27 protein-coding genes and 4 tRNA genes are annotated in these 26,707 nt (G+C 37.6%); 8 read left to right on the top strand and 23 right to left on the bottom strand.

Annotation, left to right across the window (positions count from 1 at the left end):
• On the top strand, positions 1–1,863 hold the full coding sequence (dxs, locus tag KO495_RS14020; RefSeq protein WP_215981016.1) for a 1-deoxy-D-xylulose-5-phosphate synthase: 1,863 nt from the start codon (positions 1–3) through the stop codon (positions 1,861–1,863).
• Positions 1,864–1,956: 93 nt separating this feature from the next.
• Positions 1,957–2,820 (top strand): transporter substrate-binding domain-containing protein, encoded by an 864-nt coding sequence (locus tag KO495_RS14015; protein ID WP_215981015.1) that lies wholly within the window; start codon positions 1,957–1,959, stop codon positions 2,818–2,820.
• Between the two features lie 150 nt (positions 2,821–2,970).
• On the opposite strand, the gene nqrM is transcribed toward KO495_RS14015, so the two are convergent.
• The 14 genes from nqrM to KO495_RS13945 form a co-directional block, all read right to left on the bottom strand.
• Entirely contained in the window at positions 2,971–3,201 is a 231-nt protein-coding gene (nqrM, locus tag KO495_RS14010; protein ID WP_215981014.1) for a (Na+)-NQR maturation NqrM, read from the bottom strand.
• Between the two features lie 99 nt (positions 3,202–3,300).
• Complete coding sequence (locus KO495_RS14005) at positions 3,301–4,320, bottom strand: FAD:protein FMN transferase (RefSeq protein ID WP_215981013.1); 1,020 nt, start codon at positions 4,318–4,320, stop codon at positions 3,301–3,303.
• Between the two features lie 235 nt (positions 4,321–4,555).
• Entirely contained in the window at positions 4,556–5,779 is a 1,224-nt protein-coding gene (nqrF, locus tag KO495_RS14000; RefSeq protein ID WP_215981012.1) for an NADH:ubiquinone reductase (Na(+)-transporting) subunit F, read from the bottom strand.
• Positions 5,780–5,842: 63 nt separating this feature from the next.
• Positions 5,843–6,466, bottom strand: a complete 624-nt coding sequence (gene nqrE, locus KO495_RS13995; RefSeq protein ID WP_215981011.1) for an NADH:ubiquinone reductase (Na(+)-transporting) subunit E — start codon at positions 6,464–6,466, stop codon at positions 5,843–5,845.
• A gap of 4 nt (positions 6,467–6,470) precedes the next feature.
• Positions 6,471–7,094 carry an NADH:ubiquinone reductase (Na(+)-transporting) subunit D gene (locus KO495_RS13990; RefSeq protein ID WP_215981010.1) on the bottom strand — a complete coding sequence of 208 codons (624 nt, stop codon included), beginning with the start codon at positions 7,092–7,094 and terminating at the stop codon, positions 6,471–6,473.
• Entirely contained in the window at positions 7,094–7,864 is a 771-nt protein-coding gene (locus KO495_RS13985; RefSeq protein ID WP_215981009.1) for a Na(+)-translocating NADH-quinone reductase subunit C, read from the bottom strand. Before KO495_RS13985 ends, KO495_RS13990 begins: the two co-directional genes overlap by 1 nt.
• Positions 7,857–9,059 (bottom strand): NADH:ubiquinone reductase (Na(+)-transporting) subunit B, encoded by a 1,203-nt coding sequence (locus tag KO495_RS13980; RefSeq protein WP_215981008.1) that lies wholly within the window; start codon positions 9,057–9,059, stop codon positions 7,857–7,859. Before KO495_RS13980 ends, KO495_RS13985 begins: the two co-directional genes overlap by 8 nt.
• 2 nt (positions 9,060–9,061) lie before the next feature.
• Positions 9,062–10,399, bottom strand: a complete 1,338-nt coding sequence (locus KO495_RS13975; protein ID WP_215981007.1) for a Na(+)-translocating NADH-quinone reductase subunit A — start codon at positions 10,397–10,399, stop codon at positions 9,062–9,064.
• Between the two features lie 586 nt (positions 10,400–10,985).
• Positions 10,986–11,061: transfer RNA gene (locus KO495_RS13970), tRNA-Phe, on the bottom strand.
• 202 nt (positions 11,062–11,263) lie between these two features.
• Positions 11,264–11,443, bottom strand: a complete 180-nt coding sequence (locus KO495_RS13965) for a hypothetical protein (protein WP_215981006.1) — start codon at positions 11,441–11,443, stop codon at positions 11,264–11,266.
• Positions 11,444–11,590: 147 nt separating this feature from the next.
• Positions 11,591–11,914 carry a DUF1289 domain-containing protein gene (locus tag KO495_RS13960; protein WP_215981005.1) on the bottom strand — a complete coding sequence of 108 codons (324 nt, stop codon included), beginning with the start codon at positions 11,912–11,914 and terminating at the stop codon, positions 11,591–11,593.
• 172 nt (positions 11,915–12,086) lie between these two features.
• On the bottom strand, positions 12,087–13,616 hold the full coding sequence (locus KO495_RS13955; protein ID WP_215981004.1) for a SulP family inorganic anion transporter: 1,530 nt from the start codon (positions 13,614–13,616) through the stop codon (positions 12,087–12,089).
• A 213-nt stretch (positions 13,617–13,829) separates the two neighbouring features.
• Entirely contained in the window at positions 13,830–14,504 is a 675-nt protein-coding gene (locus tag KO495_RS13950; protein ID WP_215981003.1) for a GntR family transcriptional regulator, read from the bottom strand.
• Positions 14,505–14,672: 168 nt separating this feature from the next.
• On the bottom strand, positions 14,673–15,722 hold the full coding sequence (locus tag KO495_RS13945) for a trypsin-like peptidase domain-containing protein (protein WP_215981002.1): 1,050 nt from the start codon (positions 15,720–15,722) through the stop codon (positions 14,673–14,675).
• A 267-nt stretch (positions 15,723–15,989) separates the two neighbouring features.
• Here KO495_RS13945 and KO495_RS13940 point away from each other — a divergent pair, with 267 nt between their 5' ends.
• Positions 15,990–16,331: a hypothetical protein gene (locus KO495_RS13940; RefSeq protein WP_215981001.1), complete on the top strand. Its 342-nt coding sequence runs from the start codon at positions 15,990–15,992 to the stop codon at positions 16,329–16,331.
• Between the two features lie 142 nt (positions 16,332–16,473).
• Here KO495_RS13940 and trmB read toward each other — a convergent pair whose 3' ends face one another.
• The gene (gene trmB, locus KO495_RS13935) at positions 16,474–17,196 is read right to left on the bottom strand and encodes a tRNA (guanosine(46)-N7)-methyltransferase TrmB (RefSeq protein ID WP_215981000.1); all 723 of its coding nucleotides are present in this window, start codon (positions 17,194–17,196) and stop codon (positions 16,474–16,476) included.
• Positions 17,197–17,325: 129 nt separating this feature from the next.
• A complete protein-coding gene (locus KO495_RS13930) occupies positions 17,326–17,661 on the bottom strand; it encodes a 50S ribosome-binding protein YggL (protein ID WP_215980999.1) in 336 nt (111 codons plus the stop codon).
• A 250-nt stretch (positions 17,662–17,911) separates the two neighbouring features.
• On the opposite strand from KO495_RS13930, the gene mutY reads away from it, so the two are divergent.
• From mutY to KO495_RS13905, 5 genes are all read left to right on the top strand, one after another.
• Complete coding sequence (gene mutY / locus KO495_RS13925) at positions 17,912–19,072, top strand: A/G-specific adenine glycosylase (protein ID WP_215981076.1); 1,161 nt, start codon at positions 17,912–17,914, stop codon at positions 19,070–19,072.
• Between the two features lie 86 nt (positions 19,073–19,158).
• Positions 19,159–19,431, top strand: coding sequence for an oxidative damage protection protein (locus KO495_RS13920; protein ID WP_215980998.1), 273 nt, complete (start codon positions 19,159–19,161; stop codon positions 19,429–19,431).
• Between the two features lie 170 nt (positions 19,432–19,601).
• Positions 19,602–19,677 (top strand) — tRNA-Phe (locus tag KO495_RS13915).
• A 58-nt stretch (positions 19,678–19,735) separates the two neighbouring features.
• Positions 19,736–19,811, top strand: a tRNA-Thr gene (locus KO495_RS13910).
• Between the two features lie 117 nt (positions 19,812–19,928).
• Positions 19,929–20,004: transfer RNA gene (locus KO495_RS13905), tRNA-Thr, on the top strand.
• A 615-nt stretch (positions 20,005–20,619) separates the two neighbouring features.
• Here KO495_RS13905 and KO495_RS13900 read toward each other — a convergent pair.
• The 7 genes from KO495_RS13900 to KO495_RS13870 form a co-directional block, all read right to left on the bottom strand.
• Positions 20,620–21,324 (bottom strand): nucleoside-binding protein, encoded by a 705-nt coding sequence (locus tag KO495_RS13900; protein WP_215980997.1) that lies wholly within the window; start codon positions 21,322–21,324, stop codon positions 20,620–20,622.
• Between the two features lie 2 nt (positions 21,325–21,326).
• On the bottom strand, positions 21,327–21,566 hold the full coding sequence (locus tag KO495_RS13895; protein WP_215980996.1) for a hypothetical protein: 240 nt from the start codon (positions 21,564–21,566) through the stop codon (positions 21,327–21,329).
• Between the two features lie 326 nt (positions 21,567–21,892).
• Positions 21,893–22,483, bottom strand: coding sequence for a PEP-CTERM sorting domain-containing protein (locus tag KO495_RS13890; protein ID WP_215980995.1), 591 nt, complete (start codon positions 22,481–22,483; stop codon positions 21,893–21,895).
• A gap of 607 nt (positions 22,484–23,090) precedes the next feature.
• Positions 23,091–23,702 (bottom strand): hypothetical protein, encoded by a 612-nt coding sequence (locus tag KO495_RS13885; protein ID WP_215980994.1) that lies wholly within the window; start codon positions 23,700–23,702, stop codon positions 23,091–23,093.
• Positions 23,703–23,871: 169 nt separating this feature from the next.
• Positions 23,872–24,684, bottom strand: coding sequence for a hypothetical protein (locus KO495_RS13880; protein WP_215980993.1), 813 nt, complete (start codon positions 24,682–24,684; stop codon positions 23,872–23,874).
• A 254-nt stretch (positions 24,685–24,938) separates the two neighbouring features.
• Positions 24,939–25,862, bottom strand: a complete 924-nt coding sequence (locus tag KO495_RS13875) for a hypothetical protein (protein ID WP_215980992.1) — start codon at positions 25,860–25,862, stop codon at positions 24,939–24,941.
• Positions 25,863–26,152: 290 nt separating this feature from the next.
• Entirely contained in the window at positions 26,153–26,698 is a 546-nt protein-coding gene (locus tag KO495_RS13870) for a hypothetical protein (RefSeq protein ID WP_215980991.1), read from the bottom strand.
• Positions 26,699–26,707: the final 9 nt, after the last annotated feature.

Raw genomic sequence — 26,707 nt, 5'->3', positions numbered from 1 at the left:
ATGACTATAAACCTTGCTGACTACCCTCTTTTATCAAATATTAATACGCCATCAGATCTGCGTAATGCTGGGCAAGATCAACTCACGCGTATCAGCAATGAATTACGGAGTTATTTACTTAACTCAGTAAGCAAAAGTAGCGGTCATTTTGCCTCTGGGCTCGGTACAATAGAGCTAACTGTGGCACTACATTATGTTTATAACACCCCTTTTGATCATCTTATTTGGGATGTAGGCCATCAGGCTTACCCACATAAAATATTAACCGGTCGTCGCGATAGACTACATACCATCAGACAAAAAGATGGTTTACACCCTTTCCCATGGCGTGAAGAAAGTGAATATGATGTACTGAGTGTAGGTCACTCAAGCACCTCTATTTCAGCAGCATTAGGTTTAGCTGTTGCCGCTGAAAAAGAAGGTAAAGGGCGTAAAACTGTTGCTGTAATAGGTGATGGCGCAATGACCGCAGGAATGGCTTTTGAAGCATTAAATCATGCAGGCGACATTAATAAAGATATGCTTATTATTTTGAATGACAATGAAATGTCAATTTCTCAAAATGTGGGCGCACTTAATAACCATTTCGCAAAAATGCTTTCTGGTAGCTTTTATACGGGATTACGTGAAGGTGGTAAAAAAATCCTTGGTAATATCCCACCAATTAAAGAGCTTGCTAGTCGCGCAGAAGAGCACCTTAAAGGCATGGTTGTCCCTAGCACTTTCTTTGAAGAACTAGGCTTTAACTATATTGGACCCATTGACGGCCATGACGTGAATGGCTTAGTAAATACTATAAAAAATATGCGCAGCCTTAAGGGACCACAAATTCTTCATATAGCCACCAAAAAAGGTAAAGGCTACGAAGCGGCCGAGCAAGATCCAATTAAGTACCATGCAGTACCTAAATTTAACCCTGAAGAAACGACGCTACCTAAAGCAAAACCAAGCTTACCAAGTTACTCAAAAATATTTGGTGATTGGTTATGCAAACGTGCAGAAATTGATAATAAGCTAGTGGCGATTACTCCTGCCATGGCTGAAGGCTCAGGTATGGTTGAGTTTAGTCAACGCTTCCCTGAACAATATTTTGATGTTGCTATTGCCGAGCAACACGCTGTAACTTACGCTGCTGGCCTTGCTATTGGCGGACAAAAGCCCGTTGTAGCAATTTATTCTAGCTTTTTGCAGCGCGGTTATGATCAGCTTATTCATGATGTAGCAATTCAAAACCTCCCGGTATTATTTGCTGTTGATCGTGCTGGTATTGTTGGTGCTGACGGTGCCACTCACCAAGGTGTCTTTGATTTAAGCTTTTTACGCTGTATTCCAAATATGATTATTATGGCGCCATCTGATGAGCGCGAATGCCAACTAATGTTAAATACTGGCTATCAGCTAAACACTCCAGCAGTGGTACGCTACCCTCGTGGTAATGGTATTGGTAAAGAGTTACCCGCTACTGATGAATTAATAGAAATAGGCAAAGGCGTGGTCATTGAGCAAGGCAAAGAAATCGCCTTATTAAGCTTTGGCACTATGTTACAAGAAGCCAAAATCGCAGCAGAAACACTTAATGCAACACTTGTTGATATGCGTTTTGTTAAGCCAATTGATCAACAGCTTATTGATGGGTTGTTAGTAAACCACAGTACTTTGGTTACCATTGAAGATAATGCTATTGCCGGTGGCGCAGGCTCAGCGGTTAATGAATATATACTAGCACAAGGTAAAGCGGTTAAAGTGCTTAATATTGGCATTAAAGACCACTTTGTAAAACATGGTACCCAAGAAGAAATACATCACGAATTAGAGTTAGACGCACAAGGTATTATTACTCAAATAAACAGCTACCTTGCTTAATAAGGTAGCTGTTCTTAATGTTAAGTTTTGCTGATATGTCAGTGATGCTCTATATTATGTTATTAAAAAAGAAGGTAACAGACATAACCTAAATTGACAAATAAACTTATTCTTTTCATAGCATTATTTACTATTAGTCAAATAGCTCAAGCCTGTGTATTAACCATGGGTTACCGCACTAGTGCGCGACTACCTAACATTCAAGCTGAAAACAATTCGGGTTTGTATTATGATTTATATCATAAGGCTGCTACCGATATAGGCTGCCAGCTCAAAGTAATACGTCTCCCTAAAAAGCGTGTATTACGAGCCATAGAAAATGGCAGTATTGACTTCTACCCTGGCCTAACATTTACCCCAGAACGTGCTAAATTCGTGTTATTTGTTCCTAATGGCCTCCCCTCTTTAGATATTGGCCTAACACGTACAGGTGTTAATGAAATTAAAACTCCCGAAGACTTTACAGGAAAAATTCTATTATCAACTTTAGGCTCAACTAAACTCCCTCGTACAGAGCATGCACTAGCGGTGAAATTTCCTCCAGAACTAAGTCATGCATCAGCGGTTGAATATGTGTTGAACGGTAAAGTTGATATCTATGTTGATGAACTATCTACTATCGCCTACCAGCTTAAAGAGCACCCGAAAAAAGACAGATTAATGTATCACTTAGACTGCTGTGGTGGGCTTACCGAGTTAACCTTGGGGTTTTCTAGAAAATCAGTACATTATAAAGAGGTTAATAATGAAGACTATAGTGCAGATAAAAAGCTAAGCTTTGATAACTTTCCTAAAAAGCTTGAGCAAAGTAGTGTTGCCCATCAGTTTTATCAATCGTTGATGAAACTAAAAAATAACGGTTACACTGAAAAGATTTATGCTGAATACTTTGGTTTTGATATGAGTATCATTAAAGCGACAATGTCAAAAGACAACGATAGCCTCACCTTACGCTAATCTTCCCATTTATCTGATGTAGCTAAAGTTATTTACTCTAGAGTTTTCGTTTAGCTAACGGGAGTGATAACAGAGCAGTAGCTGAGCTTAGTAGATATTCATAAGACCTAATAAGCTCATAAAGCTATTCAGTAAAACTGATAGAACAATTTACAAATTACGTACATCAATTTTGTTTTTCAAGTTATCTTCAAGTGCAGCTTTTCGCTCTCGCTCTTGGCGCTTTTCACACGGATTATCGCAATTACATGCTTTGTCGATACCAACGCTAGCTAAACCACCACAGCTACCCGCTAATGTTTTGTGCTGGAATATATAGCCGACAGCCATTGCCGCACCAACAACCAGAAAAAAACCTAGCGTAATTATAAAAATCATCATAACAATATTGCTCTCTAAATACTTTGAACTGTGTTAATTGCTTTAGATTAGATAAAACAATTAAGTGCAGCAACGGACTATTGCTACTTCAGGTATCAACTACTTCAGGTATGGCTGGAATTCTACCGTAAATTGTTCACTAAAGCCATGTTCTGTTTTGTTAACGAACAGAGCTGCAATATTATTATCTACCGCAAATTTCATTCCTTGTTCAGCGCCCATCACCATCAACGCAGTAGACAAACCGTCAGCCGTCATTGATGACGGATGAATCACAGTAACCGATACTAACTTATGATTAATGGGTTTGCCTGTAGCGGGATCAATAATATGAGAAAAACGCTGACCATCACTTTCAAAGTAATTACGGTAATCACCAGAAGTTGCCACAGCGTTATCTTTAGGAATAATAATTTGCTGTACGCTGCGTTCACTTGTTATTGGTTTCTCAATAGCAATAGCCCAAAGCTCACCAGTGTGCTTAAAGCCTTTTAAACGCAATTCTCCGCCTATTTCAACAAGGTAGTTGTTAAGACCATTAGCTTCAATAAGTTCAGCAACTAAATCGACGCCATAGCCTTTAGCGATAGTAGAAAGATCAACATAAAGCTCAGGAATAGCTTTCGCTAAATGATTGTTAGCAAAAGAAAGGTGCTGTAAGCCCACTTTCGCTTTAGTTTGCGAAAGTAACGTATCACTAGGAACCTTCTCAGGCTGCTTTTCAGGACCAAAGCCCCATAAGTTAACTAGTGGCCCCACGGTTACATCGAGCTTACCTTCACTCAATTTACCTAAGCGTATTGACTCTTTAATAACACGCGCTAAACCTACTGAAACAGGTACGGGCTCTAAGGAGGTGCTTTTATTAAATAATGATAATTCAGAGTCAGGAATATAGGTCGACATCTCTTGGTTTACTTGCTTTAAAACAGCGTCTATTTTCTGCTGTAAACCTAAAGCTTCGACTTGCTCAATGGTAGCAACTACTTTGATATTATATGTAGTTCCCATAGTTCTGCCCTGCAACAACACCTCTGTTTTTCCGGTGTTATTACTTGGAAAACAAGCGCTAAGCGCAAGTACCAAAGCGCATAACGCCAATAGTCTTAATTTGATCATAGTTTACCTTCCTAAATTATTATTTATATCAAGGTACTGAGTAAGCACTTAAAAATACTCTGATATAAATAATAAAGACGACCTAGGTCGTCTTTATTATTAATAACTCTTTAACTATATTCTTTATTTAAGCGAGTATTTTGATTTGTTAGCAAGAAGTAAGCGCGGAGTTGACGTTAGTCAAAGAGCACTTTCGACGAAGCTAACAGAGCAAAAACCCGTTTAAATATGAATATTAGCCACCGAAGTCATCCAACATGATATTCTCGTCTTCTACGCCTAAATCTTTAAGCATACCGATAACAGCTGCGTTCATCATTGGAGGACCACACATGTAGTACTCACAATCTTCTGGTGCTTCATGGTCTTTCAAGTATTCTTCGAAAAGAACATTGTGAATGAAACCTGTTAAACCATCCCAGTTATCTTCTGGTTGAGGATCAGATAAAGCAACATGCCATTCGAAGTTATCATTTTCAGCGGCTAAGCCGTTATAATCATCTTCATAGAACATTTCACGAAGTGAACGTGCACCATACCAGAAGCTCATCTTACGCTTAGATTTTAAACGTTTAAGTTGATCAAAGATATGTGAACGCATTGGCGCCATACCAGCACCACCACCAATAAATACCATTTCATTATCAGTTTCTTTAGCGAAGAACTCACCAAATGGACCTGAAATAGTCACTTTATCACCAGGCTTCAAGCTGAAGATAAATGATGACATTTTACCTGCTGGTAAATGTAGCTTCCCTGGAGGCGGCGTAGCAATACGCACGTTAAGCATAATAATGCCTTCCTCTTCTGGGTAGTTAGCCATTGAGTATGCACGTAATGTATCTGTGTCTACTTTTGACTCTACATCGAAGAAACCAAAATGGTTCCAATCACCACGGTACTGTTCATCAATATCAAAATCACTGTACTTAACGTGATGCGCTGGTGCTTCAATTTGAATGTAACCACCCGCTTTAAACGGAACAGATTCACCATTTGGAATTTGAAGTTTAAGCTCTTTAATGAAAGTTGCTTTGTTATCGTTAGAGATAACTTCACATTCCCATTGTTGAACACCGAAGATTTCATCTTCAACTTCAATATCCATGTCTTGTTTAACAGCTACTTGACACGCTAAACGACAACCGGCTTTTGCTTCACGTTTGGTAATGTGACCTTCTTCGGTTGGAAGAATATCGCCACCACCTGAGTGCACGTCTACACGACACTGACCACAAGTACCACCGCCGCCACATGCTGAAGGAATAAAAATACCTTGGTCAGCTAGTGCGCCTAATAATTTGCCACCCGCCGCAGTAGTTACTGCTTTTTCAGGGTCGCCATTTATGCTTATCGTTACGTCACCGCTTGATACTAATTTAGATTTAGCGAATAAAATCACCAAAACTAAAACAATAACGATTGCGGTAAACATCGATACGCCGAGAATAATTTCCATCGACTTTTCCTTTATACTTCTCTAGGGGTGTAATACCTAAATTGCGTATTACACCAACCAAACCTATAGGGAAATACCACCAAAAGATAGAAAGCCAAAAGCCATCAATCCTGAAGTGATAAACGTAATACCCAAACCTTTAAGGCCGTCTGGAATATCTGAGTATTTCATCTTCTCGCGCAAACCAGCTAATAAAACAATAGCTAGTGCCCAACCAATACCAGAGCCAATACCATAAACAACACTTTCACCAAATGTTAGGTTTTTCGCTACCATGAAAGACACGGCACCAAAAATTGCACAGTTTACGGTAATAAGAGGTAAGAAGATCCCTAGTGCTTGATAAAGCGCTGGGAAATACTTGTCTAGAATCATTTCCAAGATTTGAACTAAAGCAGCAATTACACCAATAAAGGTAATAAAAGATAAAAAGCTTAAGTCAATCGATTCATTAGGATCTGTAATACCCATAATGCTATCTAAAGCACCCGGCGCTAAGATTGCTTGATAAATAACTTGGTTAACAGGAACTGCTAAACCAAGTACAACAACAACCGCAACACCTAAGCCAATAGCTGTATCAACTTTTTTCGATACCGCTAGGAAGGTACACATACCTAAGAAAAACATTAAAGCGATATTTTCAATGAAAATAGCTTTAACTAATAATGCAATATAATGTTCCATGGTATTAATCCTTCTCTACTTGTGCTGGTTTCCACTGGCGAAGACCCCAGATAAGTAAACCAATAACAAAGAATGAACTAAATGGTAATACTAATAAACCATTCGCTTGATACCAACCACCGTTTTGAATTAATGGTAATATTTCATGGCCAAATAACGTACCGAAACCAAATAACTCACGAACAAAAGCAACTAGCATTAAGATTGCACCGTAACCTAAACCGTTACCAATACCATCTAAAAAGCTAACACCGGGCTTTTCTTTCATCGCAAAAGCTTCAGCACGACCCATTACAATACAGTTAGTAATAATTAAACCAACGAATACCGCAAGCTCTTTTGAAAGCTGGTAAGAGAAAGCTTTTAACACTTGGTCAACTACAATTACTAATGACGCAATAATCGCCATCTGTACGATGATACGTACACTTGATGGAATATGGTTACGAATGATTGAAATAAACAAGTTAGAGAATGCTGTTACAAAAACAACTGCCAGCGTCATTACTAACGCGTTAGCCATTGAGCTTGTTACAGCAAGAGCAGAACAAATACCCAGTACTTGTAATGCAATCGGGTTATTGTCAACAATAGGACCCGTTAATACTTTTTTAGCATCTGAAGACATTATTTAACCCCTTCTGCACGATAGTTAGCAATAAAAGGCGCATAACCTTCTTTACCAAACCAAAACTGTAGCGTGTGAGTAACACCATTACTAGTTAATGTAGCACCAGATAACGCATCAACACCGTGAACATCACCAGCTTTGGCACCACCTTTTACTAACTCAATAGCAACGTTGTTTTGCTCGTCATATATCTTTTTACCTGGCCAAAGAGCTTTCCACTTAGGGTTAAGAACTTCAGCGCCTAATCCAGGAGTTTCTTTATGGTCAGAGTAAATTACGCTTTTTACTGTATTTAAGTCAGACTCTAAACCGATGTAACCGTACATTAAGTCCCATAAACCAGCACCAACGATAGGTAATACAACTGTTTCAACAGCACCTGAATCATTTTTGACTAAATAAACAACCGCTGTTTTAGATTGACGATTGATACCCGCGATATCATTTTCAGGTTTAACTGACAATGCTTTATCACGAGAGTTACGGCGCTCATCAAAGTTAACTACGTCACCTTCAATAAATTCACCAGTACTTAAGTCAATCATACGCGCATCAACATATTCATTGTAAGTTTTAACAATGTCTTTGCCTGCTTTTTCTAAAAGACCAGAGGCTTCTAAAATTTTAGTTTGTTGATCAAGTAATTTATTTGCTTTTTGTAATGGCTTTAACTGCACCGCAGAAAAAGATACTAACAATGCACAAACAACACAAACAGCGAATACAAAACCAACCGTTTTACCGAATGTTTCTTTCTTACTAGACATTGCGTGCAAGCCTCCGTTTAATGTTGCCTTTAACGACAAAGTAATCAAACAATGGCGCAAACAAGTTAGCGAATAAAATAGCTAACATCATACCTTCTGGGAATGCTGGGTTAACAACACGCACAAGTACAACCATTACACCAACTAACGCACCAAACCAGTATTTACCAGTATTAGTGAATGAAGCAGATACAGGGTCTGTTGCCATGAACATCATACCAAAAGCAAAGCCACCAATAACAAGGTGCCAATACCAAGGCATAGCAAACATTGCGTTAGTGTCACTACCAATAGCGTTAAATAAGAATGCTGTTGCAACCATACCGCCGAACACACCTAACACGATGCGCCATGAAGCAATACCTTTATAAAGGATATATGCACCACCAAGTAAAATAGCAAAAGTTGATACTTCACCAACTGAACCTGGGATGAAGCCCCAGAATGCATTCCACCAATCAGCGTTCATTGAATAATCAACAAGACCTTGGTTAGCTGCACTTAGCATAGTAGCACCTGAGAAGCTGTCAGCAGCAACCCAAACAGCATCACCTGAAATTTCAGCAGGGTAAGCAAAGAATAAAAACGCACGACCCGCTAATGCAGGGTTTAAGAAGTTTTTACCTGTACCGCCGAAAATTTCTTTAGCGATAACAATACCAAAAGTAATACCAATAGCGACTTGCCATAATGGAATACTAGCTGGAAGAATAAGCGCGAATAAAATAGAAGAAACGAAGAAACCTTCATTCACTTCATGTTTACGAACCGCTGCAAATAATACTTCCCAAAAACCACCAACAACAAAAGTTACGGCGTAAATAGGTAAGAAGAAACAAGCACCGTATAGCATCATACTAAAGGTACTAGCATCTGCAGTTAATACACCACCTAAAAAGGTGAATAAATCAACTTGCCAAGATTGTGGTAAAGCATAACCCGACGCTAAAGCATCTACAGCTTGATAACCAATGTTATACATGCCGAAGAACATCGCAGGGAAAACCGCCAACCATACAGTGATCATGATACGTTTTAAGTCAATACTATCGCGAAGGTGAGTTTTGCCTTTATTTACATAACCTGGAGTAAACAAACCTGTTGCAATGGCTTCATATAACGCGAACCACTTTTCATGTTTGCCGCCTTTTTCAAAATGCGGCTCAATATCTTCAATAAACTTTTTCAAGCCCATGACTAACCTTCCTTCTCGATTGTGGTTAGGCAATCACGTAGAAGTACGCTGTAATCTGTTTTGCCTGGGCAAACAAATGTACAAAGCGCTAAATCTTCTTCGTCTAGCTCTAAGGCACCTAGTTGTTGCGCGCTGTCGGTATCACCGGCACAAAGATCGCGTAATAATAAGGTAGGTAAAATATCTAAAGGCATAACACGCTCATAGTTGCCAATTGGCACCATAGCACGCGAACTACCATTAGTGGTGGTCGTCATGTTGAACAATTTACTTGGGAATAAATGCGACATGAAAGCACGAGTTACTGAGAACTTATTAGGTCCTGGGTACATATAGCCCATAAACTCTTTTTCACGACCTTCAAGAATCAATGAAACTTGAACATGGTAACGACCAAGGTAGCCGTGAACAGCAGAAGCTGTAGCACCTAATAATAACGAACCAGAAACTACACGTAGTTCACCATCAACAGCTTCATCAGCGGTTAATTGAGCTGTACAAGCGCCTAAAACAGTGCGAACTAAACGCGGGTTTTTCGCAGCAGGGCCTGCAAGCGAAATAACACGTGTACTATCTAATTCACCAGTAGTGAATAACTTAGCAAAAGCAATTACATCTTGATAGCCAATGTGCCATACCACTTTGTCAGCACTAACAGGCTTTAAAAAGTGGATGTGCGTACCAACTAAACCAGCAGGGTGTTTACCCTTAAATTCAGTAACGGTTGCATTGCTATCAACAGGGATATTTGCACCTGGAGCTTTGCTAACAAATACTTCACCGTCAGTTAGGCGAGATAAAATGGTTAAACCATTTTTAAATGCTTCGCTTTGCTCACCAATAACAACTTCTGGATCAGCGGCTAATGGATTAGTATCCATAGCGCTAACAAAGATTGCTACAGGCGTGCTATCTACTGCGGGTATTTTGCTAAATGGGCGAGTTCTTAACGCAGTCCACAAGCCAGAATCAATTAAGTTCTTCGTCACGTTCTCACGTGAGATAGAAGCTAACTCGCTTGCTGGGTAACTGGTAAATGTTTCTTGATCGTAACCATCAACATTGATAACTACTGATTGTAAAACACGTTTTTCACCACGGTTAATTTCTTTAACAACACCGGCGGCTTGAGCTGTGAATTTAACGCCAGGATTTTTCTTATCTTCAAAAAGATCCTGACCTTTTTTAACGCGATCACCCACTTTAACAAACATGGTTGGACGCATACCCACAAACTCTTCACCGAGTGTTGCAACGGTTTTGATGGACGGACCATCATGGATTACCTGCTGGGGAGCACCTTTAACAGGAACATCCAAGCCTTTTTTTATTGTAATCATAAACACTTGCACTACTTTTGATGGGAGTATAAAAGCTAGTTCATTAACTTATCTAATAAACACCTTAGAATTAAGTTTAAATTAATCCTTAGATATCAATTAGATAAAACTTAACTTGCCAACTTCAGTGTATTTCAGTGAGTACATACTTTTTTAATGTTGCCATTAGAGAAGCAGACCCACCGGCTCTAAGTTAAAATTTTCTGGCGCGATATTACCATAAAACGCCCTTTTTGTTCTACGACCATTCGCTATTTTTCATTACAATTTAGTCTATTAATATAATTTTTTCCTTTATTTTGACTATAAATCAACCAAATATTTATACGTGATAAAAAAACAGCCTTTTTTAGTAAAGAAAACCCAATACGTTTAACAATAAGTACAAGGTGAAATTGGTAGCTGGTAGCAATTAGGTTAGAACGCGTGATTAAGGTTTAACCGAGAAGAAATCAAAACCTTAAGGGAAGAACTTAAGGTAAAAAACTAGCGAGCTAATTTGAGGGAGTATTAATTAAAATAGAAAAATCACAGAAATTAACGCAAAAAAAAAGCCTACAAAAAATGTAGGCTTTCTCTTTTTATATGGTGCCCCGACCCGGATTTGAACCAGGGACACGAGGATTTTCAATCCTCTGCTCTACCAACTGAGCTATCGGGGCATCTACTTAAACAGAGCTTGTCCGTGAAAGTGCGCGTATAATATAGTGATTTAATTGGTGTCGCAACCGTTTTATAACTTTTTTTCGATAAAAGGTATTGGTTGCTACATAATCCATCAAACTGAGCAATTTAGCAACAACCCCATAAAAAATCACGACATTAACTGTACACAGATAACAGAATTTAATGCGCTTACCGTTATTAATGATAAGTCGCTGGTGTAATATTTTTAATAATAAAAATACCACCCCAATATTTACGCCATTCATTACTCGGCAACGTTTGTTGATAGTCATTTGCAAAAACTTGTAAATCACCTGGAGCTGACGATAAATCTTTCATATCAATAAAGTTAATTGGGGCACTACTGTGTTTATGCATAAATTGTTCAATAGCATTGTCAGTAAGAGGGGTTTCTCAGCACTACAGGAATAACGGTTTTTAAAGTCATAAGTAACGTCCGTGGTGTGAAAACTATCGCTAACTTATCCCTATTTAAAGGGTATGACAATATTGAAATATTTTAGACTAGAGATCAAAATCACTGAAATCTAAACTATCGTCATTTGCAATACTGCTATTGGCTTGGTTGGATTTAGCTGGTGGGTCTAGTAATGAGGGTTGTGGGCTTTTTGCTACTTCTTGCTCCACCACTTTAACTTTAGCGGCCCCTGCTTTACGTTTTTTACGTTGCTGACAGCGCTTGATTACTTTTTGCTTATCATCATGATTAAAGCTCGACCAATTCAAGCGTTCGTCACGCGTACGCATACAGCCAATACAATGACCTTTGTCATCTGCTTGGCAAATTCCGACACATGGGCTTGGAACATCAAAAAACTCTAATTGCATTTAATTTTCACAAAGGTTTTATCAATAGCACTTATAAAAAATGCGCTGTAGTTATGTACCCGTACCACTTAAAGATGCTCGCTTCTAATTAGAGCTGAACCCTGCATCTTCAGGTGGAGCGTGTATAAGAGTATAACTTACAGCGCATTAATAAGAAAAGGAAAGAAAACCGCTACGCTAGTTTGTCACTAACAATATGGTAGTCAGGGTCTTCTATAACATTAAGTTCAACAAGCTTATCTGCTTTTTCGAGCAGTAATTTACACTCTTCATTTAAATGCTTTAAATGCATAGTTTTATTGCGCGATAAATAACGCTCAGCCAAGGTGTCAATAGCTTCAATAGCAGAGTGGTCAACAACACGTGCATTTTTAAACTCAACAATGACATCTTCACTATCATCTTCTGGCGTAAACTGCTCTAAGAAGTTAGCAATAGAGCCGAAGAATATCGCACCATCAACTTCATAATAAGTTGAGCCGCTTTCAGTCAGTGAGCGTGTTACCCGAATTTGTTTAGCATGTTCCCAAGCAAAAACTAACGCTGAAACAATAACACCAACTACCACGGCTACCGCAAGATCTGAATATACGGTAACACCCGAAACTAAAATAATAACAAAGGCATCGGCTTTAGGTACTTTGTTTAAAATCCTAAAACTCGACCATTCAAATGTACCAATAACAACAATAAACATAACACCAACCAACGCTGCTAATGGTATTTGTTCAATTAAGTCAGAAGTAAATAAAATAAAGCCAAGTAACGCTAACGCTGCTGTTATCCCTGATGCACGACCTCGGCCACCTGAGTTAACATTAATCATAGATTGACCAATCATGGCACAACCACCCATACCGCCAAAAAAGCCATTTACTGTGTTTGCTGCACCTTGAGCAACACACTCTTTATTACTTTGGCCACGGGTTCCCGTTAACTCGTCAATTAAAGTGAGTGTTAATAGTGATTCAATTAAACCAATAGCAGCAAGTACTAACGCAAATGGTAAAATTATTTTAAAAGTTTCTAGGGTAAAAGGAACATCAGGAATAGAGAATGTTGGTAAACCGCCAGCAATAGAGGCAACATCACCAACTAGCTTGGTGTCTAAATCAATTGCGAAAACAAGCACTGAGACACTAACAATGGCAACAAGGGTAGATGGAACCGCTTTAGTTAGTTTTGGAAATAAATGAATAATTGCCATGGTCAGAATAATTAAGCCCGCCATGATATACAATGGTGCTCCTTGCATCCATTCAAGCTCTCCTGCACTGTTAGTCACTTTAAATTGTCCAAGCTGCGCTAAGAAAATAACAATAGCTAAACCATTAACAAAACCTAACATCACTGGATGTGGCACTAACCGAATAAATTTACCGAGTTTAAATACTCCCGCGAGAATTTGTAAAATACCAGTCAACAATACGGTGGCAAATAGGTACTCAACCCCATGAATGGCGACTAAACTCACCATAACAACAGCCATAGCACCCGTTGCACCAGAAATCATTCCTGGGCGACCACCAAAAATAGCGGTAATTAACCCCACCATAAAGGCCGCATACAAACCGACTAAAGGCTCTACGCCAGCAACAAAGGCAAAGGCAACGGCTTCAGGTACAAGTGCTAAGGCAACCGTTAAACCTGATAGCACATCATTTTTCATGTTAGAGACTTTACTAGCGTGTAATTCAAACATTTTTATCTCATTGGTTTTATTAGTATATTATTAGTGATTTAATAACTTACTAAGTAATTAGCTGTAACTATCACCTAAGCATAGGCGATAACAGGAAGGATTTCTGTGATTTTTAAGCGCGGGAATACTATAGATATCAACGGAAAAAGTCAATATTTGCTTACTTTTACAACACTGTAACAATTACTGATGCTTGAATAAGCGTATATTACCTTAGGGTAAATTTTCAGCGCACTCTCTTTGTATAAGAAAGCTTTTAATGGCTTCTTTGGAGCTTAAAATATGATGCTTTAAAATAGCCACGGCTTGTTCAACGTCCCCAACTTTACACGCAGTTAAAATTTGTGCATGTTCAGGGCCTGCTTTAGAGATGCCACCAGCCCATAATAAATGCATACGAATATAACGATCAGCATTTTTATTTAAGGTATTCACTAATTCTTGAGTTTGTGGTTTATTTGCTGCGGAATATAAGCAATTATGGTACTTAGCATTTAATTCACTCCAAGTATTCGTGGCATTTTCTTTACCTAGCGCATTATCGAGTGCGGCTAAAATCTCAGTCGCCTCTTCCAGCTTTTCATGAGTGAGTAAAGGTAGTGACGCGGCGAGTAAGTCACATTCAAGCATTACGCGTAAATCAAACAACTCGGCAACATGGTTAGAATTTAATTGTGTCGCCGTTGCACCTTTGTGAGCTTCAAAGGTCACTAAACCTTCGCCCTCTAATTGCAATAATGCTTCACGAATAGGGATACGACTAACATTAAGCTCTTGCGCCAATGCCGCTTGCCTTAATGGCTCTCCCGCTTTTATTTCACCACTGAGGATTTTTTCTCTTAGCGCTTCTACCACTAATTGTGTTCTAGTTTTATATACTATGCTCATAAAGCGCCCAAACCAATTTAATTATCATCATAGAATATTGATTATAAAAGCCAAATATTAATAACTCTAAACTGAACTACTAACGAGTAGCCTATATAACCAACTTCAAAACCAGATCAATAAAGCGTCAAAAATACTATAATGATTGACGCTATTCGTAAGCTATATCTATTCAATAACCCACGATACTTCTTTAAGTGCACCATTACGTAAGAACTTAAAATTAACTTTGTCACCTTTGCTATAACCAGCAAGCTTTTGCTTCATCATAATCGCTGAGGCTAAGTCTGTAATAGTATAGCCAGCAACTTCAAGTAAAATATCTCCACCTAACAAAACTGGAGTATGACCAATAACAACATTAATATTACCGCCTTTAAAGCCAAGTTTATCGGCTAAAGTTCCAGGAATAACGTGCTGAATTAACATGCCATGCCCTGCTGCATTATTTAAGGCGTAAGACTGTTCTTTATTAAGTAAAAAAGGAATGAAACCAGAAAAAGTACCAGGGTCACCATTAATTACATCGTGAATAGTATCAACAGAAACCACAAAGCCTAAACCATTGCTACCACCGGTTTTAGACAAAATATGACTCACAATACCCACTATTTCGCCATTAAGGTTAAACATAGGGCCACCAGAGTTACCCATATTTATCGCTGCATCAGTTTGTAATAGCCTTGGTACTAAATTGCTGCCTGGAATTTTTTTACCATCACGAATACCACTTAAATAACCCACAGACAAACTATGACTTACTCCATAAGGTGCGCCAATAACAACAACTTGCTCCCCTACTTGGTAATTTTTAGCTTTAGCTAATGCGAGTGGCTTAACAGCACTAGGTACTTTACTCACTTGGATCATCGCAAGATCAATTAATGGCTCTATCCATACCACATGACCAGTACTTTTACTGCCATTAGAAAAAACAACTTCAATGGCGGTTGCTTTATCTACTACATGAGCTGCAGTAAGTATGCGCCCTTCTTTACTTACTAACGCACCTGAGCCTAACGAGGTCGACTTTTCAGCTTGATCAGCGCTATATGAAACTTGGCCAGCTTTAGGCGCAGCAATTGATTGAACATGTAATTCTACAACTGCAGGGTTAACCGTTTTATAAAGTTTCTGTATTGAGTTTTCTGCTGCCTGTATTACATTGCCATACATCATTGTTAGCATGACAATTGAAAATAATAACGCTCTTTTCATGGTTTACAATCCAGTGATTTATAATTAGCTTCAGTTTAACTAACTACAAATAAATAATCAGTTCTTTTATTACGTTACGGTAAGTTAAGTTTTTGCTCCATTAACATCAGTGCTAACCCGCAATGTCCTTCTCCTGTCTGTACACCACATCAATGAAAATACTCAATAAGCACATCAAAAAATACGGTTTTAAGTTAATATAAGCCCCTAGATAAAAATTTATATTTAAGTGTTATTATACTGCGATGAATTTATAGAGGATAACTGATGGAAATTATTGCGTTATTAGCATTACTCGCATTACTTTGGTTAATATGGCAACTGGTAAAAGCTAAGCGATTTACTCGCTTTAAGCAGCTAATAGATAGAGAATTAAAAAGCCAAGTTATTGATAATATTATTGCTGAGTTAGAAGAAACTCGTAGCGATGTTTACCCTAACAATGCTTGTCATCAAGAAGCAACCATTGCTTTTTGGACTCAATACAAAAGTAGAATTCTTCATGCGGCATTGCAGCGAGAAATAATAGATCAACAGTGGTTAAAAGATAGCGGTAATTTGCGTAATGCCCAGCATCTCTTTCATGTAGAGCGACAATACTTACCTTAATATAACGTAAAGCGCATACAATAAAGAATATAAAACAAAAAAGCGATATCCATAAAATGGATATCGCTTTTTCATTAAACTGGGCAGAACATTTTAATCGCTACGACTTAAGCATTATAACTTAAGCACTATGGCTTTAGCGCTATGATTTTTTGAACTGTAAATCCCAAACGCCATGACCTAAACGCTGACCACGGTTTTCAAATTTTGTTAACGGACGAGAATCTGGGCGAGGTACATAATCATTGGTTTCTGATAAGTTTTCATATCCCGGCGAGTTTTGCATGTCTTCTAACATACATTCCGCATAGTTTTCCCAGTCAGTTGCCATGTGAAAAACACCACCAACTTTTAGTTTGTTACGAATACTCTCAACAAAGTCAGCTTGTACAATTCGACGTTTATGGTGTTTCTTTTTATGCCAAGGGTCAGGAAAAAACAACTGCACTGTATTTAAGCTATTATCAGCAATACAATCGGCTAATATTTCTATAGCATCGTGCTCATAAACCTTTAGGTTACTAACTTCTTGCTCTACCGCTAAAGAAATACAAGCGCCAACTCCCGGCTTGTGAACTTCAATACCAATAAAGTTAAGCTCAGGCGCTGCTTTAGCCATTTCAACCAACGACTTGCCCATACCAAAACCTATTTCTAACACCACAGGGTTATCGTTGCCAAATAAAGCTTGTACATCAATTAAACCATCGCTGTGATTTAACCCCATATTTTGCCAATGATCCGTTAACGCTCGCTCTTGTCCTTTAGTTAATCGCCCTTCGCGCTTAACAAAGCTACGAACTTTACGAATGTACTTACCTTCTTGTTCAGCTTGCTCTATGGTTTTATGTGTTTTTTCTGTCATAACATTTCTTAATTTACTATTAACTGGACTGGTAGCTGAGCTCATAAGCAGGCATTAACCTTATAATAACCTCGATATGAGTTCAGCTATTTCTATCTAGCGACTTATGCGCTAACTTTTTAGGTAAGACTACGCCCACCACACATCATAAAGTTCACTCACAGCCACAGAACTAGCACCATGTGCTGTTAACCATTTTTCAACCGCTGCGCGATGTTCTTCAGTACATGAACCAATGGCATGAGTACAAATTAAACCGTGCCATAAAGTATCGCCTTCACCACCAAAGCTTAACCCACAAGGTTGAATAACTTCTTCGAAAAATTTATCTATAAAGGCATCAAGCTCTTCACCGGTAATACCGTCTTTTAATTGCCAAGCAACATCAAAACCTAACTCTTTAAACTCATCAACACGTAATTTTTTACGTAAACGACGGCTACGATTTTTTGCTGTAATTTTCATTTGAAGATCCTAATAAACATAATTGCCGCCATTATACCCAAGCTACTACAAAATACCTATACCCAAAGCAGCCCAAACCGCTAAGTGAATAAAAGCAAATTGGCAACTAACGGTAAAAAGACCACAAGCAATAAATTACTCTTGCTAAATGATTAGGCAAATACTTTTGAGCAACACTTAACTATTGGTTACACTGCAGCAAATATTGGCAAAGTATTAGTGAAATAACATTATCAATACCTTAACAACAATTGAAAAAGAGTCTGCATTAAAATTTGGTGAGCAAGTCGTTAGCTGGTATCACAAGCAAGGACGCAAGCATTTACCATGGCAACAAAATAAAACGCCTTATCGAGTATGGATTTCAGAAATAATGTTGCAGCAAACCCAAGTTGCAACAGTTATTCCTTATTACCATCGTTTTATGGAGAGCTTCCCAACCATTAATGATTTAGCCAATGCTGAAGAAGATGTAGTACTACATCATTGGACTGGACTGGGTTACTACGCACGCGCTAGAAATTTACACAAGGCAGCAAAAATAATTCAGCAAGATTATCACGGTAAATTTCCTGAAAATATTGAACAAGTTATTGCTTTACCCGGTATAGGTCGCTCAACCGCAGGGGCTATTTTAAGCTTATCTCTGAATCAGCATCACCCAATACTCGATGGTAACGTAAAACGTGTTTTAGCCCGAAGTTATGTGGTAGAAGGCTATAATGGCCTCACTAAATTTGATAAAGCACTTTGGCAGTTAAGTGAGCAATTAACGCCCGCTATAGAAACCGCCAGTTTTAACCAAGCGATGATGGACTTAGGCGCGACCGTATGCACCCGCAGTAAACCTACATGCGAAGTTTGCCCTGTTGAAAGCGCCTGTTTAGCTAACGCTAGTGATCAACAAGCCAACTTTCCACAAAAAAAGCCCAAAAAAACGATTCCAGAAAAAAGCACTATTATGATCATTCCTCGACTGACACAAAGTTTAAATGATCATTTAACCAATAAAGCCACAAGCAAACACTCAAACAAATATTCAACCAAGGTACTGATGGAGAAACGCCCACCTGCCGGTATTTGGGGCGGCTTATGGTGTTTTTATGAAGTTTCGAGTACTCGTGATATACCAAAACAACTAAAACAGTTATCACTTAAGGCTATTTCAGAGCAAACGTTACCAACATTTCGTCATACTTTTAGCCATTTTCATTTAGATATAACGCCAATAGTTATTGACTGTGAAATGCTAACTACAGAACAAAGCGTGGCAATAGCTGAGCCTAACCAACAAACATGGTACGATTTACATCAACCTCTTGATGTTGGTTTAGCCGCATCAACCAAAAAGCTATTAAGTTTGTTAACCAAAAACATTAACAATACAGGCGAAAGTCATCAAACTATTTAAGCGCGACACACCAACGCTTAATAGGGTAAAATGATGCTATTAACCTTTATTATTTTTATCTAATACTTTATTTAACGAGAAACATTATGAGTCGCACAGTATTTTGTCAAAGCTTAAAAAAAGAAGCCGAAGGTTTAGGCTTTCAATTATACCCAGGTGAAATTGGTAAACGTATTTATGACAATATTTCAAAAGAAGCTTGGGGTATTTGGCAGAAAAAGCAAACCATGATTATTAATGAGAAAAAAATGAACATGATGAACCCTGATGATCGCGCCTTTTTAGAAGCCGCTATGATCGGATACTTATTTGAAGGTAAAGAGCCAGAAATAGAAGGTTACGTACCACCAAGTAAATAACGGCTACTTTATGACTGTTTTATGTGTATTTAGCAAACATACAACACTTTTTAGCTTTAAAATTAAGCAAACAAACATTTTTTATAAAAAAAGAGTTGACGGCAAAAAGGAAAAACAGTCTAATAGCGCTCGTCTTAACGGGGAAGCAAAATAAACCTGTTAAAGATAAAGCCCCGATAGCTCAGTTGGTAGAGCAGAGGATTGAAAATCCTCGTGTCCCTGGTTCAAATCCGGGTCGGGGCACCATATTTTTAAGTAGTGAATTTAATTCATTATTTTAGTGCCAACGCACACAGTTTAGTGTGCCGACTTAGCTCAGTTGGTAGAGCAACTGACTTGTAATCAGTAGGTCGCCAGTTCGATTCCGGCAGTCGGCACCATTTATTTAGTAGCTTAAATAGAAATATTTATACTGAAATAAATAAAAAGAAGCCTTAACATTTGTTAAGGTTTTTTTATTAGAAAAAAATTTAGTGCCAACGCACACAGTTTAGTGTGCCGACTTAGCTCAGTTGGTAGAGCAACTGACTTGTAATCAGTAGGTCGCCAGTTCGATTCCGGCAGTCGGCACCATTTATAACAAAGCCTCAGCATTTATGTTGAGGCTTTTTTATTTATCTGAACTTATAACTTGAACATAACCCGATAACTGCCCTACTGATAAATCAGTAGCTAAGCCGTCTTGGCAGTTCAACTCCGGCAGTCGGCACCATTTATTTAGTAGCTTAAATAGAAATATTTATACTGAAATAAATAAAAAGAAGCCTTAACATTTGTTAAGGTTTTTTTTCGTCTCAATAAAAGCGATTACCTGCTAGAACTGCCCTACTGATAAATCAGTAGCTAAGCCGTCTTGGCAGTTCAACTCCGGCAGTCGGCACCATTTATTCCGAAAGGAAGAAACGAAACCTTAGCAGCAATGTTAAGGTTTTTTTTCGTCTCAATAAAAGCGATTACCTGCTAGAACTGCCCTACTGATAAATCAGTAGCTAAGCCGCCTTGGCAGTTCAATTCCGGCAGTCGGCACCATTTATTCCGCAAGGAAGAAACGAAACCTTAGCAGCAATGTTAAGGTTTTTTTTCGTCTCAATAAAAGCGATTACCTGCTGGAACCACTATAATTACTCCACTACTAATAAATCGCTTATCGAGCGAGTTATCATTTAGCAGATCCAGCGGAGTTCCCCGTTAAAAATGATATTTAACTAACGCATTAACATTGCGTTCATCAACTCCTGCTACACCGTACTTACTATTCCAATGAACATATTCTATCCCTACATATAACGGAGTATCTAAGCCTAAATAGCTTGCAAGATTGTACTTTAGTTGGCTAGTTGCATTTATGGATGAGGCAGAAGTAAAGCCATTATCTTTTTGGTAACTGCCCATAACATCAATAAAACCATCAACTAGAATATTTTCATATAGTGGAATGGCCCAAGAAAGTGTTAATTGTTCACTACTATCACCATCGCCATTATCTTTATAGTACAGGCTCAATTTAGCGTATTGAAAATAAGGAATCTTTAAATCTGTTCCTAAACCGGCTAGCCAATTAGTTTCAGGACCAAACTCGGCAACTGGAGTAAAGTATAAGTTTTCGATTACTCCTAACTCAAAAGCCGTTATATGAATACGGGGCGAAACCTCAGAGTAGGTTGAGTTATCCCCATTTGATGACTCTGCCCTGTCCATAAATAAAAACATATCACCCCAACTATTAGCACTAGCATATTCAAAGGTAATAATTTGCCTATGGTTATCTCCTAACTCATAACCGGAGCCATTAAGATAGGTGAACGACGGGCTAGACCAATTGGTTTTAGCCATTGAAGCAGTATTGAACAACACAGCTAGCAAAGTTATCGTTAATAATATGGGTTTTAACATACTTACGCTCCCGTTAGACGGAAAACGGCTAATTGCTCGCTTACTTGACTGGCCGAGTGCTTCATTTCTTCACTCTTAACATTTAAAGTATTAATGGTATCGGCATTACGTTCAACAGCAGACTTAATAGTATGCATGTTATTACTTATTTCGTGAGCAACTGCGCTTTGCTCTTCTGCGGCTGACGCTATTTCTTGTGATTGCAAACTAACAGCCGAGACCTTCTCTTGAATATCTAGCATTAAGCCATTAGAGTTTTTAATATAGCAAGGTTTGTCGTTTTCAACTTAGTCATAGCTTACTACGCTCCTTTGATTGTCATCACTAAGTACTCATATTATTAATAGTAATGACGATAGACATTACAATTATCCTAGTTCAGTTTAAGAAAAAGTTCCTATTTTAACTTAAACATAACAAACTGTTATTAGAAGGGGGAAGCTGTTGAGAAATTCAATAAATTAAAAATAGAAGCAAAAATCTACTAGACATAAGGGCAAGGAGTAGGCATAAAAAAACACCAATCATGAAAATTGATGTTTTTTTAAATATTTAAAAGTAGTTAAGATTACTTTTTAAATCGACGTGATGCTAAACCAATCATTCCCAATACCAAAATAGTAATTGTTGATGGCTCTGGTATTGATACTTGTTGCTGAGTACTAATGCGGCGCAAGGCAGTACCAACAAAGTCATATTCCATATAAGCATGACTATATCCATCTTTGTGTTTACTAACCCTCCCGGTACCTTCATATAAAATAAAGCCACTGGTAACTCCACCAGGTGTAAAGTCTTTTACATGAAACCAAGTTTGATTAACTGCATTAGTATAACCAAAAAGCGGTTGCAATATAGCATTCATGACATTATTTGAAGTGCTATGAGTAGCGGTTTTATATGCCGAGTCTCCACCTGCATTATCAAAAAGTTCAAAAACATTATCAAAAGTAGCTAACTCCCAACCATAAAAGTCTCCACCTGCTTGTAACTGTATCAATATATCATTGTATGAGTAGTTAACAGTCTCACTGAGCTTTAACCAGTCATGACCTGAGTCGGTGTCTGTGAAGTAATTAGTATTGTCAATTAGAGTAGCATTGGCAAAGCTACTAAAGATCACCATTAAAACGGTGAATGCGATAGCATTAAATTTCATTATATATCCCTTTGAATTATATCCATTAATTTATGAAGTAATCTGACTGAGTTTTGATTACTCATTAAAAAAGCAAATTGTGTACCAATAAATAATAGTTATATTATTCAATAATATAAGATAAAAGCATCAATAACAACGCTAATAACTGTAAAGATAACTGACACTATCTCTTTGAATTTAAATGATAATAGCTATAACGGAGTACTTAACACTCCTTAAATAATAAAGCCTACAACTAGGTCCATTTAGTATCTTTGTACTATTATCAACACAGAAAAATACAAACATAACCTTGATTGTGTCCTCCTTCTTTAAAATAGCGATTATAAACACGTTGCTAAGGTAAGGTGGTTGCTCCCGCCTTGAACCATTTGTAATTAAAACCCACCGCTGAGCACTCTTCTTGTTAACCTTTCCATATTATTGCCACGCCTTTTAACCGCTTTTATTTTCTATTCATCTTCAATAACCTTACCCCAAGAAATTATAGGCCGATAGTAAGCTGTGAAAAAATCACATTAGCTCGCTTACGCCATATAAAAGAGGCAGAGCCGATTTAAATTTGCTTAAAGCCGCTCTGCCCCCTTTTATTTTCTTTTATTCTTTAATAAATGAGATATCGTAATTTATCTATGAACCCGCTTTTTAACATAACGACGCACAGTGCATTAATGAAATAGCCGAAAAGTAGTGCAAGCATAATGGCAACCCAACGGTTTTTTATAAAAGAAGTGTAGCCCTCAGGTACAGCAATTATACTAGATTCCTCTATACGGGCTGTATAACTAAAACGGAAAAATACAAGTAAAGAGACTAACCCAGCACTATAAAAGCAAGCCACTCTAATCATATTCATAGGTTCAATCCAAACCAAACCTAATACCCAAATTGATAACACCGCGAGGGTATAATTTATAATGGCAACGAATCTAAAAACATTCTCCATCCCATTACCGTGAATTTTTGCTAAAAAACCAATGAAACAGCCTAGTACTGGTATCATCCATAATGGATCTGCTACCGGTTCAATATAAGTATATTCAATACCTAAGCTTTCATCGCTAGATGAATCCCCATAATTCCATATATATGAGTGATAAAGTTCACATAGAAAGAGAAGCGGCATTGTAAATATTGCCACACCAAAGCTACCTAGAGCACCAGACTTATATGACAAAGTTACGTTGAACGTGTCTTGATTTTTATTTTTTTCCAAAATGAAACTTCCTTGTAAGTTAATAATATGTTCTATGGCACAGTCGTTAAGATCATAATTAAGTGCCTATACTGATGATTCGGTGCTGGAACATTAATTTTTGTCGAGCAAAGCCGAATAAAATATCTTGTCGCTTAATGTCCATCAACAAATAACCTAGCTTGGCTTATTAAAATGAATATTGAGTAACAAATGCATATTTTATGTATATCCCATTATGATACCGCGGTATAAATTGGTTTTTAAAAACTATCTTTTTCCCATCAGCATTAAACGTAACATTACAAGACCGTATGCTTTCATTTCTTACAGAGCCTCTACTTCCTTTAACAGAATAACAACTTGTATAAGCTATTTTATATGATGGAACATACTTAGTCTTAAAGGGGTAATTAGCTTGAATTAATGTAAATAGTACCAAAACAGCAGTCCCAAAACTTACAACATTGGCATAAGGTGTTAGCTTCTCACAATACGAAAAGTAAACAAAAACAACCAACCCCATATATAAAAAAATCCAAAGAGGCTCTCCCCCCATATTTAATATAAAATAACTATTACTGATCCAAGCCCCTACAATAAGTATTCCACAAAAGAAGTAATAACATAGCAACCACTCTATTCGTGTGCTTTTGTTTTTTCCAAAAAAAGCCAGAAAAAAACTACCTATCAACCCATAGAGAATAGGTATAGTTATCCAGGAAAAAAGCAGTAGCATGTACCATAAGTACCCATCAATATCATTAAGGAAATCAAATAATGAATAATGATCTGATATCATTTTGAGAATAAAAGGAGATAATAACCAACAACCAAAAGCACACCACTTATATTTAAACATTAGTTTCAATGTAACCCACAACCCTTTATTTATAAACGTTGTGATAGTGCCTAACGGAAAAATTAACGCTATAGAGTCAAGATCATTTTTGGCAGTAGTCATCGTATTAATATTATTCCTTCCATTAATTATTTCAGTCATAGGTATTGACTCTGTTTCTAAGCTTTCTCGAATACACAACAACCTCAAAAAACATAAAGGACAGTCGCTTATAAATTATTTGAAAAAACATAAGCAAGTGAGTAAAGGGGGTCAGAGCCGATTTACCTCAGTTTAGGATACTTAAAACGGCTCTGACCCCTTTTATTTCACCAATATCGCAGTAACGACATTGAACATTAGCCCTATCAACACTAATTTCATAAACATCCCTTTTTATTTGAAATAATCAATCACTACAACAAAATATATAAGTCGTGAGCGCGTTGAATATTTTTCTTTAGCAGCTCAGGGTCGTCACTAAAAGGGGCAATAACAGAGTTAATTTCGTCATAAGGGTACTCAACCGTTTCTTCATAGTTGGTATGAAAAACGTATTTATAATTATTTTTAATTTCAGGGTCGAGAGGATAGCGAGCTTTAACATCAGTACCACGCCAAATAGCTGCTTCATTATCATCTATGTGGGACTGGACTGATTGCAGAAGACCATAGGGAATAGGTTTATTTTTATCCATAAACTCGGTTAATAGTGTCCAGCGCGAGCAAGCTTCATCATAACTATCAGCAAAGAGTATCACACCTTGAAAGTCTCGCTTTGCTGAGCTAGGGTACATTTGAGGCACTAACACATGTACTGGCATACCTGAGCCCAAACTTGAAGCTACAGAGCCACGGTATAGATCAATTTTATCAAACGGTATCACCAACTCAGGATTACCACAAAGCGCGGGAAAATTAACATTACCGGTTTTACGGTCACAGACAACAGCAAGCGCTTGCTTTTTTTTCGACTTTTTAAATTGTATCGCCGCATAAATAACCAGTAATACTTGTACATAATATTCAATAGGCCAGTTAAACATATCGTAACCAGGGTAGAAAACAGCCCAGGTGCCACCTGCCATAAACATAACGAACTGTGCAAGTAACAAGCAGAAAAAGAATATCATCGCCAGAAAGCCCATAGCAAACTGATTATCATCTTTAAATGACGCTATCAACATCATTGAGGTATAACGACCGTCGGTGCTAAAAAATTTATCTTGAAAGCCAATAATATCCTCATAGTTAGTTTCTACTTTGCGAAAATACTTGCCTAATTTAAGTGGTTTTTTCGGTGGTCGTAAGTCAGTAGTGACTGTCTCTGTATTTATCATGTTATTACGCTAACCCCAACTGTTCTTTTAGTTTGAAATTCAAACTACATTCCATTGATACGACTCCCTGTCTACTAGCTCTTTTAGGGATAACTTACAGTTATTAAGGTTGCTATATCCCTATAGTCAAATGAGAAGTTATTCGCTTGCTCTTTTACCGCTTTCTATACATCTTTGGTGCTTAACATGAATCTTCCGCCAATGGTTTGATATATCGTTCACTTGTGTTTTCATCCCTCGAATACTAGCTAAGTTATTAAAACTTTATGACTGCCCTTGTTAATCTTGAGCTAGTTTTCACACTCTTTCTTTAGTAAGAGATGAGTATACTTTACCCCAGCTAAAACCACAGAAGTAATGCCGACACACACCAAGAAATCTGTAGAAATATGACTGTAATTAAGATTCAATAATATATTCAAACTAAAGAGTGCAAAGGCAGCCCAAAAAACCAGATGTACTTTATGAATAACATTGATGAAATTACTTATTTTCTGGCTAATGATTGACACGAAATAATAATATGCTCCAAACAAAACGAGCAACAAACCAGCACCAGCGGCTTCATTACCATATTTAACTTCATAATATTGTTGTGTACTTACTAGAATAAAAGGAATAAGAAAAGCAATATAGCTAAAGACTAACATTTTTTGAGAGCCTTGCTTTTTACTCGCTAGGTTTTCTTTAGGCTGACAACGTTCAGCTTTTATTCTAACTCTTACTTTAGCACGCTCTGAACGAGTTCTATATTGCTCAGGCGTATCACCTGACTCTGTCAAAAAATCAATAATTGCACTGAGTACTTGTTTGGATGGCTTTTTTGAATTATTCACTTGTACGTC

The sequence above is a fragment of the Colwellia sp. D2M02 genome (genome assembly GCF_018860755.1).
Lineage (GTDB): Bacteria > Pseudomonadota > Gammaproteobacteria > Enterobacterales > Alteromonadaceae > Colwellia > Colwellia asteriadis.
This window is presented reverse-complemented; position numbering and strand designations above follow the sequence as displayed.

Excerpts from the sequence above, each read along its gene's own strand:
- KO495_RS13930 (WP_215980999.1), bottom strand. The coding sequence starts at position 17,661 with ATGAAAATTACAGCAAAAAATCGTAGCCGTCGTTTACGTAAAAAATTA.
- KO495_RS13955 (WP_215981004.1), bottom strand. The coding sequence starts at position 13,616 with ATGTTTGAATTACACGCTAGTAAAGTCTCTAACATGAAAAATGATGTG.
- KO495_RS14005 (WP_215981013.1), bottom strand. The coding sequence starts at position 4,320 with ATGATCAAATTAAGACTATTGGCGTTATGCGCTTTGGTACTTGCGCTT.
- KO495_RS13960 (WP_215981005.1), bottom strand. The coding sequence starts at position 11,914 with ATGCAATTAGAGTTTTTTGATGTTCCAAGCCCATGTGTCGGAATTTGC.
- nqrE (WP_215981011.1), bottom strand. The coding sequence starts at position 6,466 with ATGGAACATTATATTGCATTATTAGTTAAAGCTATTTTCATTGAAAAT.
- KO495_RS13945 (WP_215981002.1), bottom strand. The coding sequence starts at position 15,722 with ATGAAAAGAGCGTTATTATTTTCAATTGTCATGCTAACAATGATGTAT.
- KO495_RS13900 (WP_215980997.1), bottom strand. The coding sequence starts at position 21,324 with ATGTTAAAACCCATATTATTAACGATAACTTTGCTAGCTGTGTTGTTC.
- KO495_RS13875 (WP_215980992.1), bottom strand. The coding sequence starts at position 25,862 with ATGATAAATACAGAGACAGTCACTACTGACTTACGACCACCGAAAAAA.
- KO495_RS13940 (WP_215981001.1), top strand. The coding sequence starts at position 15,990 with ATGGAAATTATTGCGTTATTAGCATTACTCGCATTACTTTGGTTAATA.
- KO495_RS13990 (WP_215981010.1), bottom strand. The coding sequence starts at position 7,094 with ATGTCTTCAGATGCTAAAAAAGTATTAACGGGTCCTATTGTTGACAAT.
- KO495_RS13920 (WP_215980998.1), top strand. The coding sequence starts at position 19,159 with ATGAGTCGCACAGTATTTTGTCAAAGCTTAAAAAAAGAAGCCGAAGGT.
- KO495_RS13895 (WP_215980996.1), bottom strand. The coding sequence starts at position 21,566 with ATGCTAGATATTCAAGAGAAGGTCTCGGCTGTTAGTTTGCAATCACAA.
- KO495_RS13985 (WP_215981009.1), bottom strand. The coding sequence starts at position 7,864 with ATGTCTAGTAAGAAAGAAACATTCGGTAAAACGGTTGGTTTTGTATTC.
- KO495_RS13975 (WP_215981007.1), bottom strand. The coding sequence starts at position 10,399 with ATGATTACAATAAAAAAAGGCTTGGATGTTCCTGTTAAAGGTGCTCCC.
- KO495_RS13880 (WP_215980993.1), bottom strand. The coding sequence starts at position 24,684 with ATGACTGAAATAATTAATGGAAGGAATAATATTAATACGATGACTACT.
- KO495_RS13950 (WP_215981003.1), bottom strand. The coding sequence starts at position 14,504 with ATGAGCATAGTATATAAAACTAGAACACAATTAGTGGTAGAAGCGCTA.
- nqrF (WP_215981012.1), bottom strand. The coding sequence starts at position 5,779 with ATGGAAATTATTCTCGGCGTATCGATGTTTACCGCAATCGTTATTGTT.
- trmB (WP_215981000.1), bottom strand. The coding sequence starts at position 17,196 with ATGACAGAAAAAACACATAAAACCATAGAGCAAGCTGAACAAGAAGGT.
- KO495_RS13890 (WP_215980995.1), bottom strand. The coding sequence starts at position 22,483 with ATGAAATTTAATGCTATCGCATTCACCGTTTTAATGGTGATCTTTAGT.
- dxs (WP_215981016.1), top strand. The coding sequence starts at position 1 with ATGACTATAAACCTTGCTGACTACCCTCTTTTATCAAATATTAATACG.
- KO495_RS13980 (WP_215981008.1), bottom strand. The coding sequence starts at position 9,059 with ATGGGCTTGAAAAAGTTTATTGAAGATATTGAGCCGCATTTTGAAAAA.
- KO495_RS13965 (WP_215981006.1), bottom strand. The coding sequence starts at position 11,443 with ATGCATAAACACAGTAGTGCCCCAATTAACTTTATTGATATGAAAGAT.
- nqrM (WP_215981014.1), bottom strand. The coding sequence starts at position 3,201 with ATGATGATTTTTATAATTACGCTAGGTTTTTTTCTGGTTGTTGGTGCG.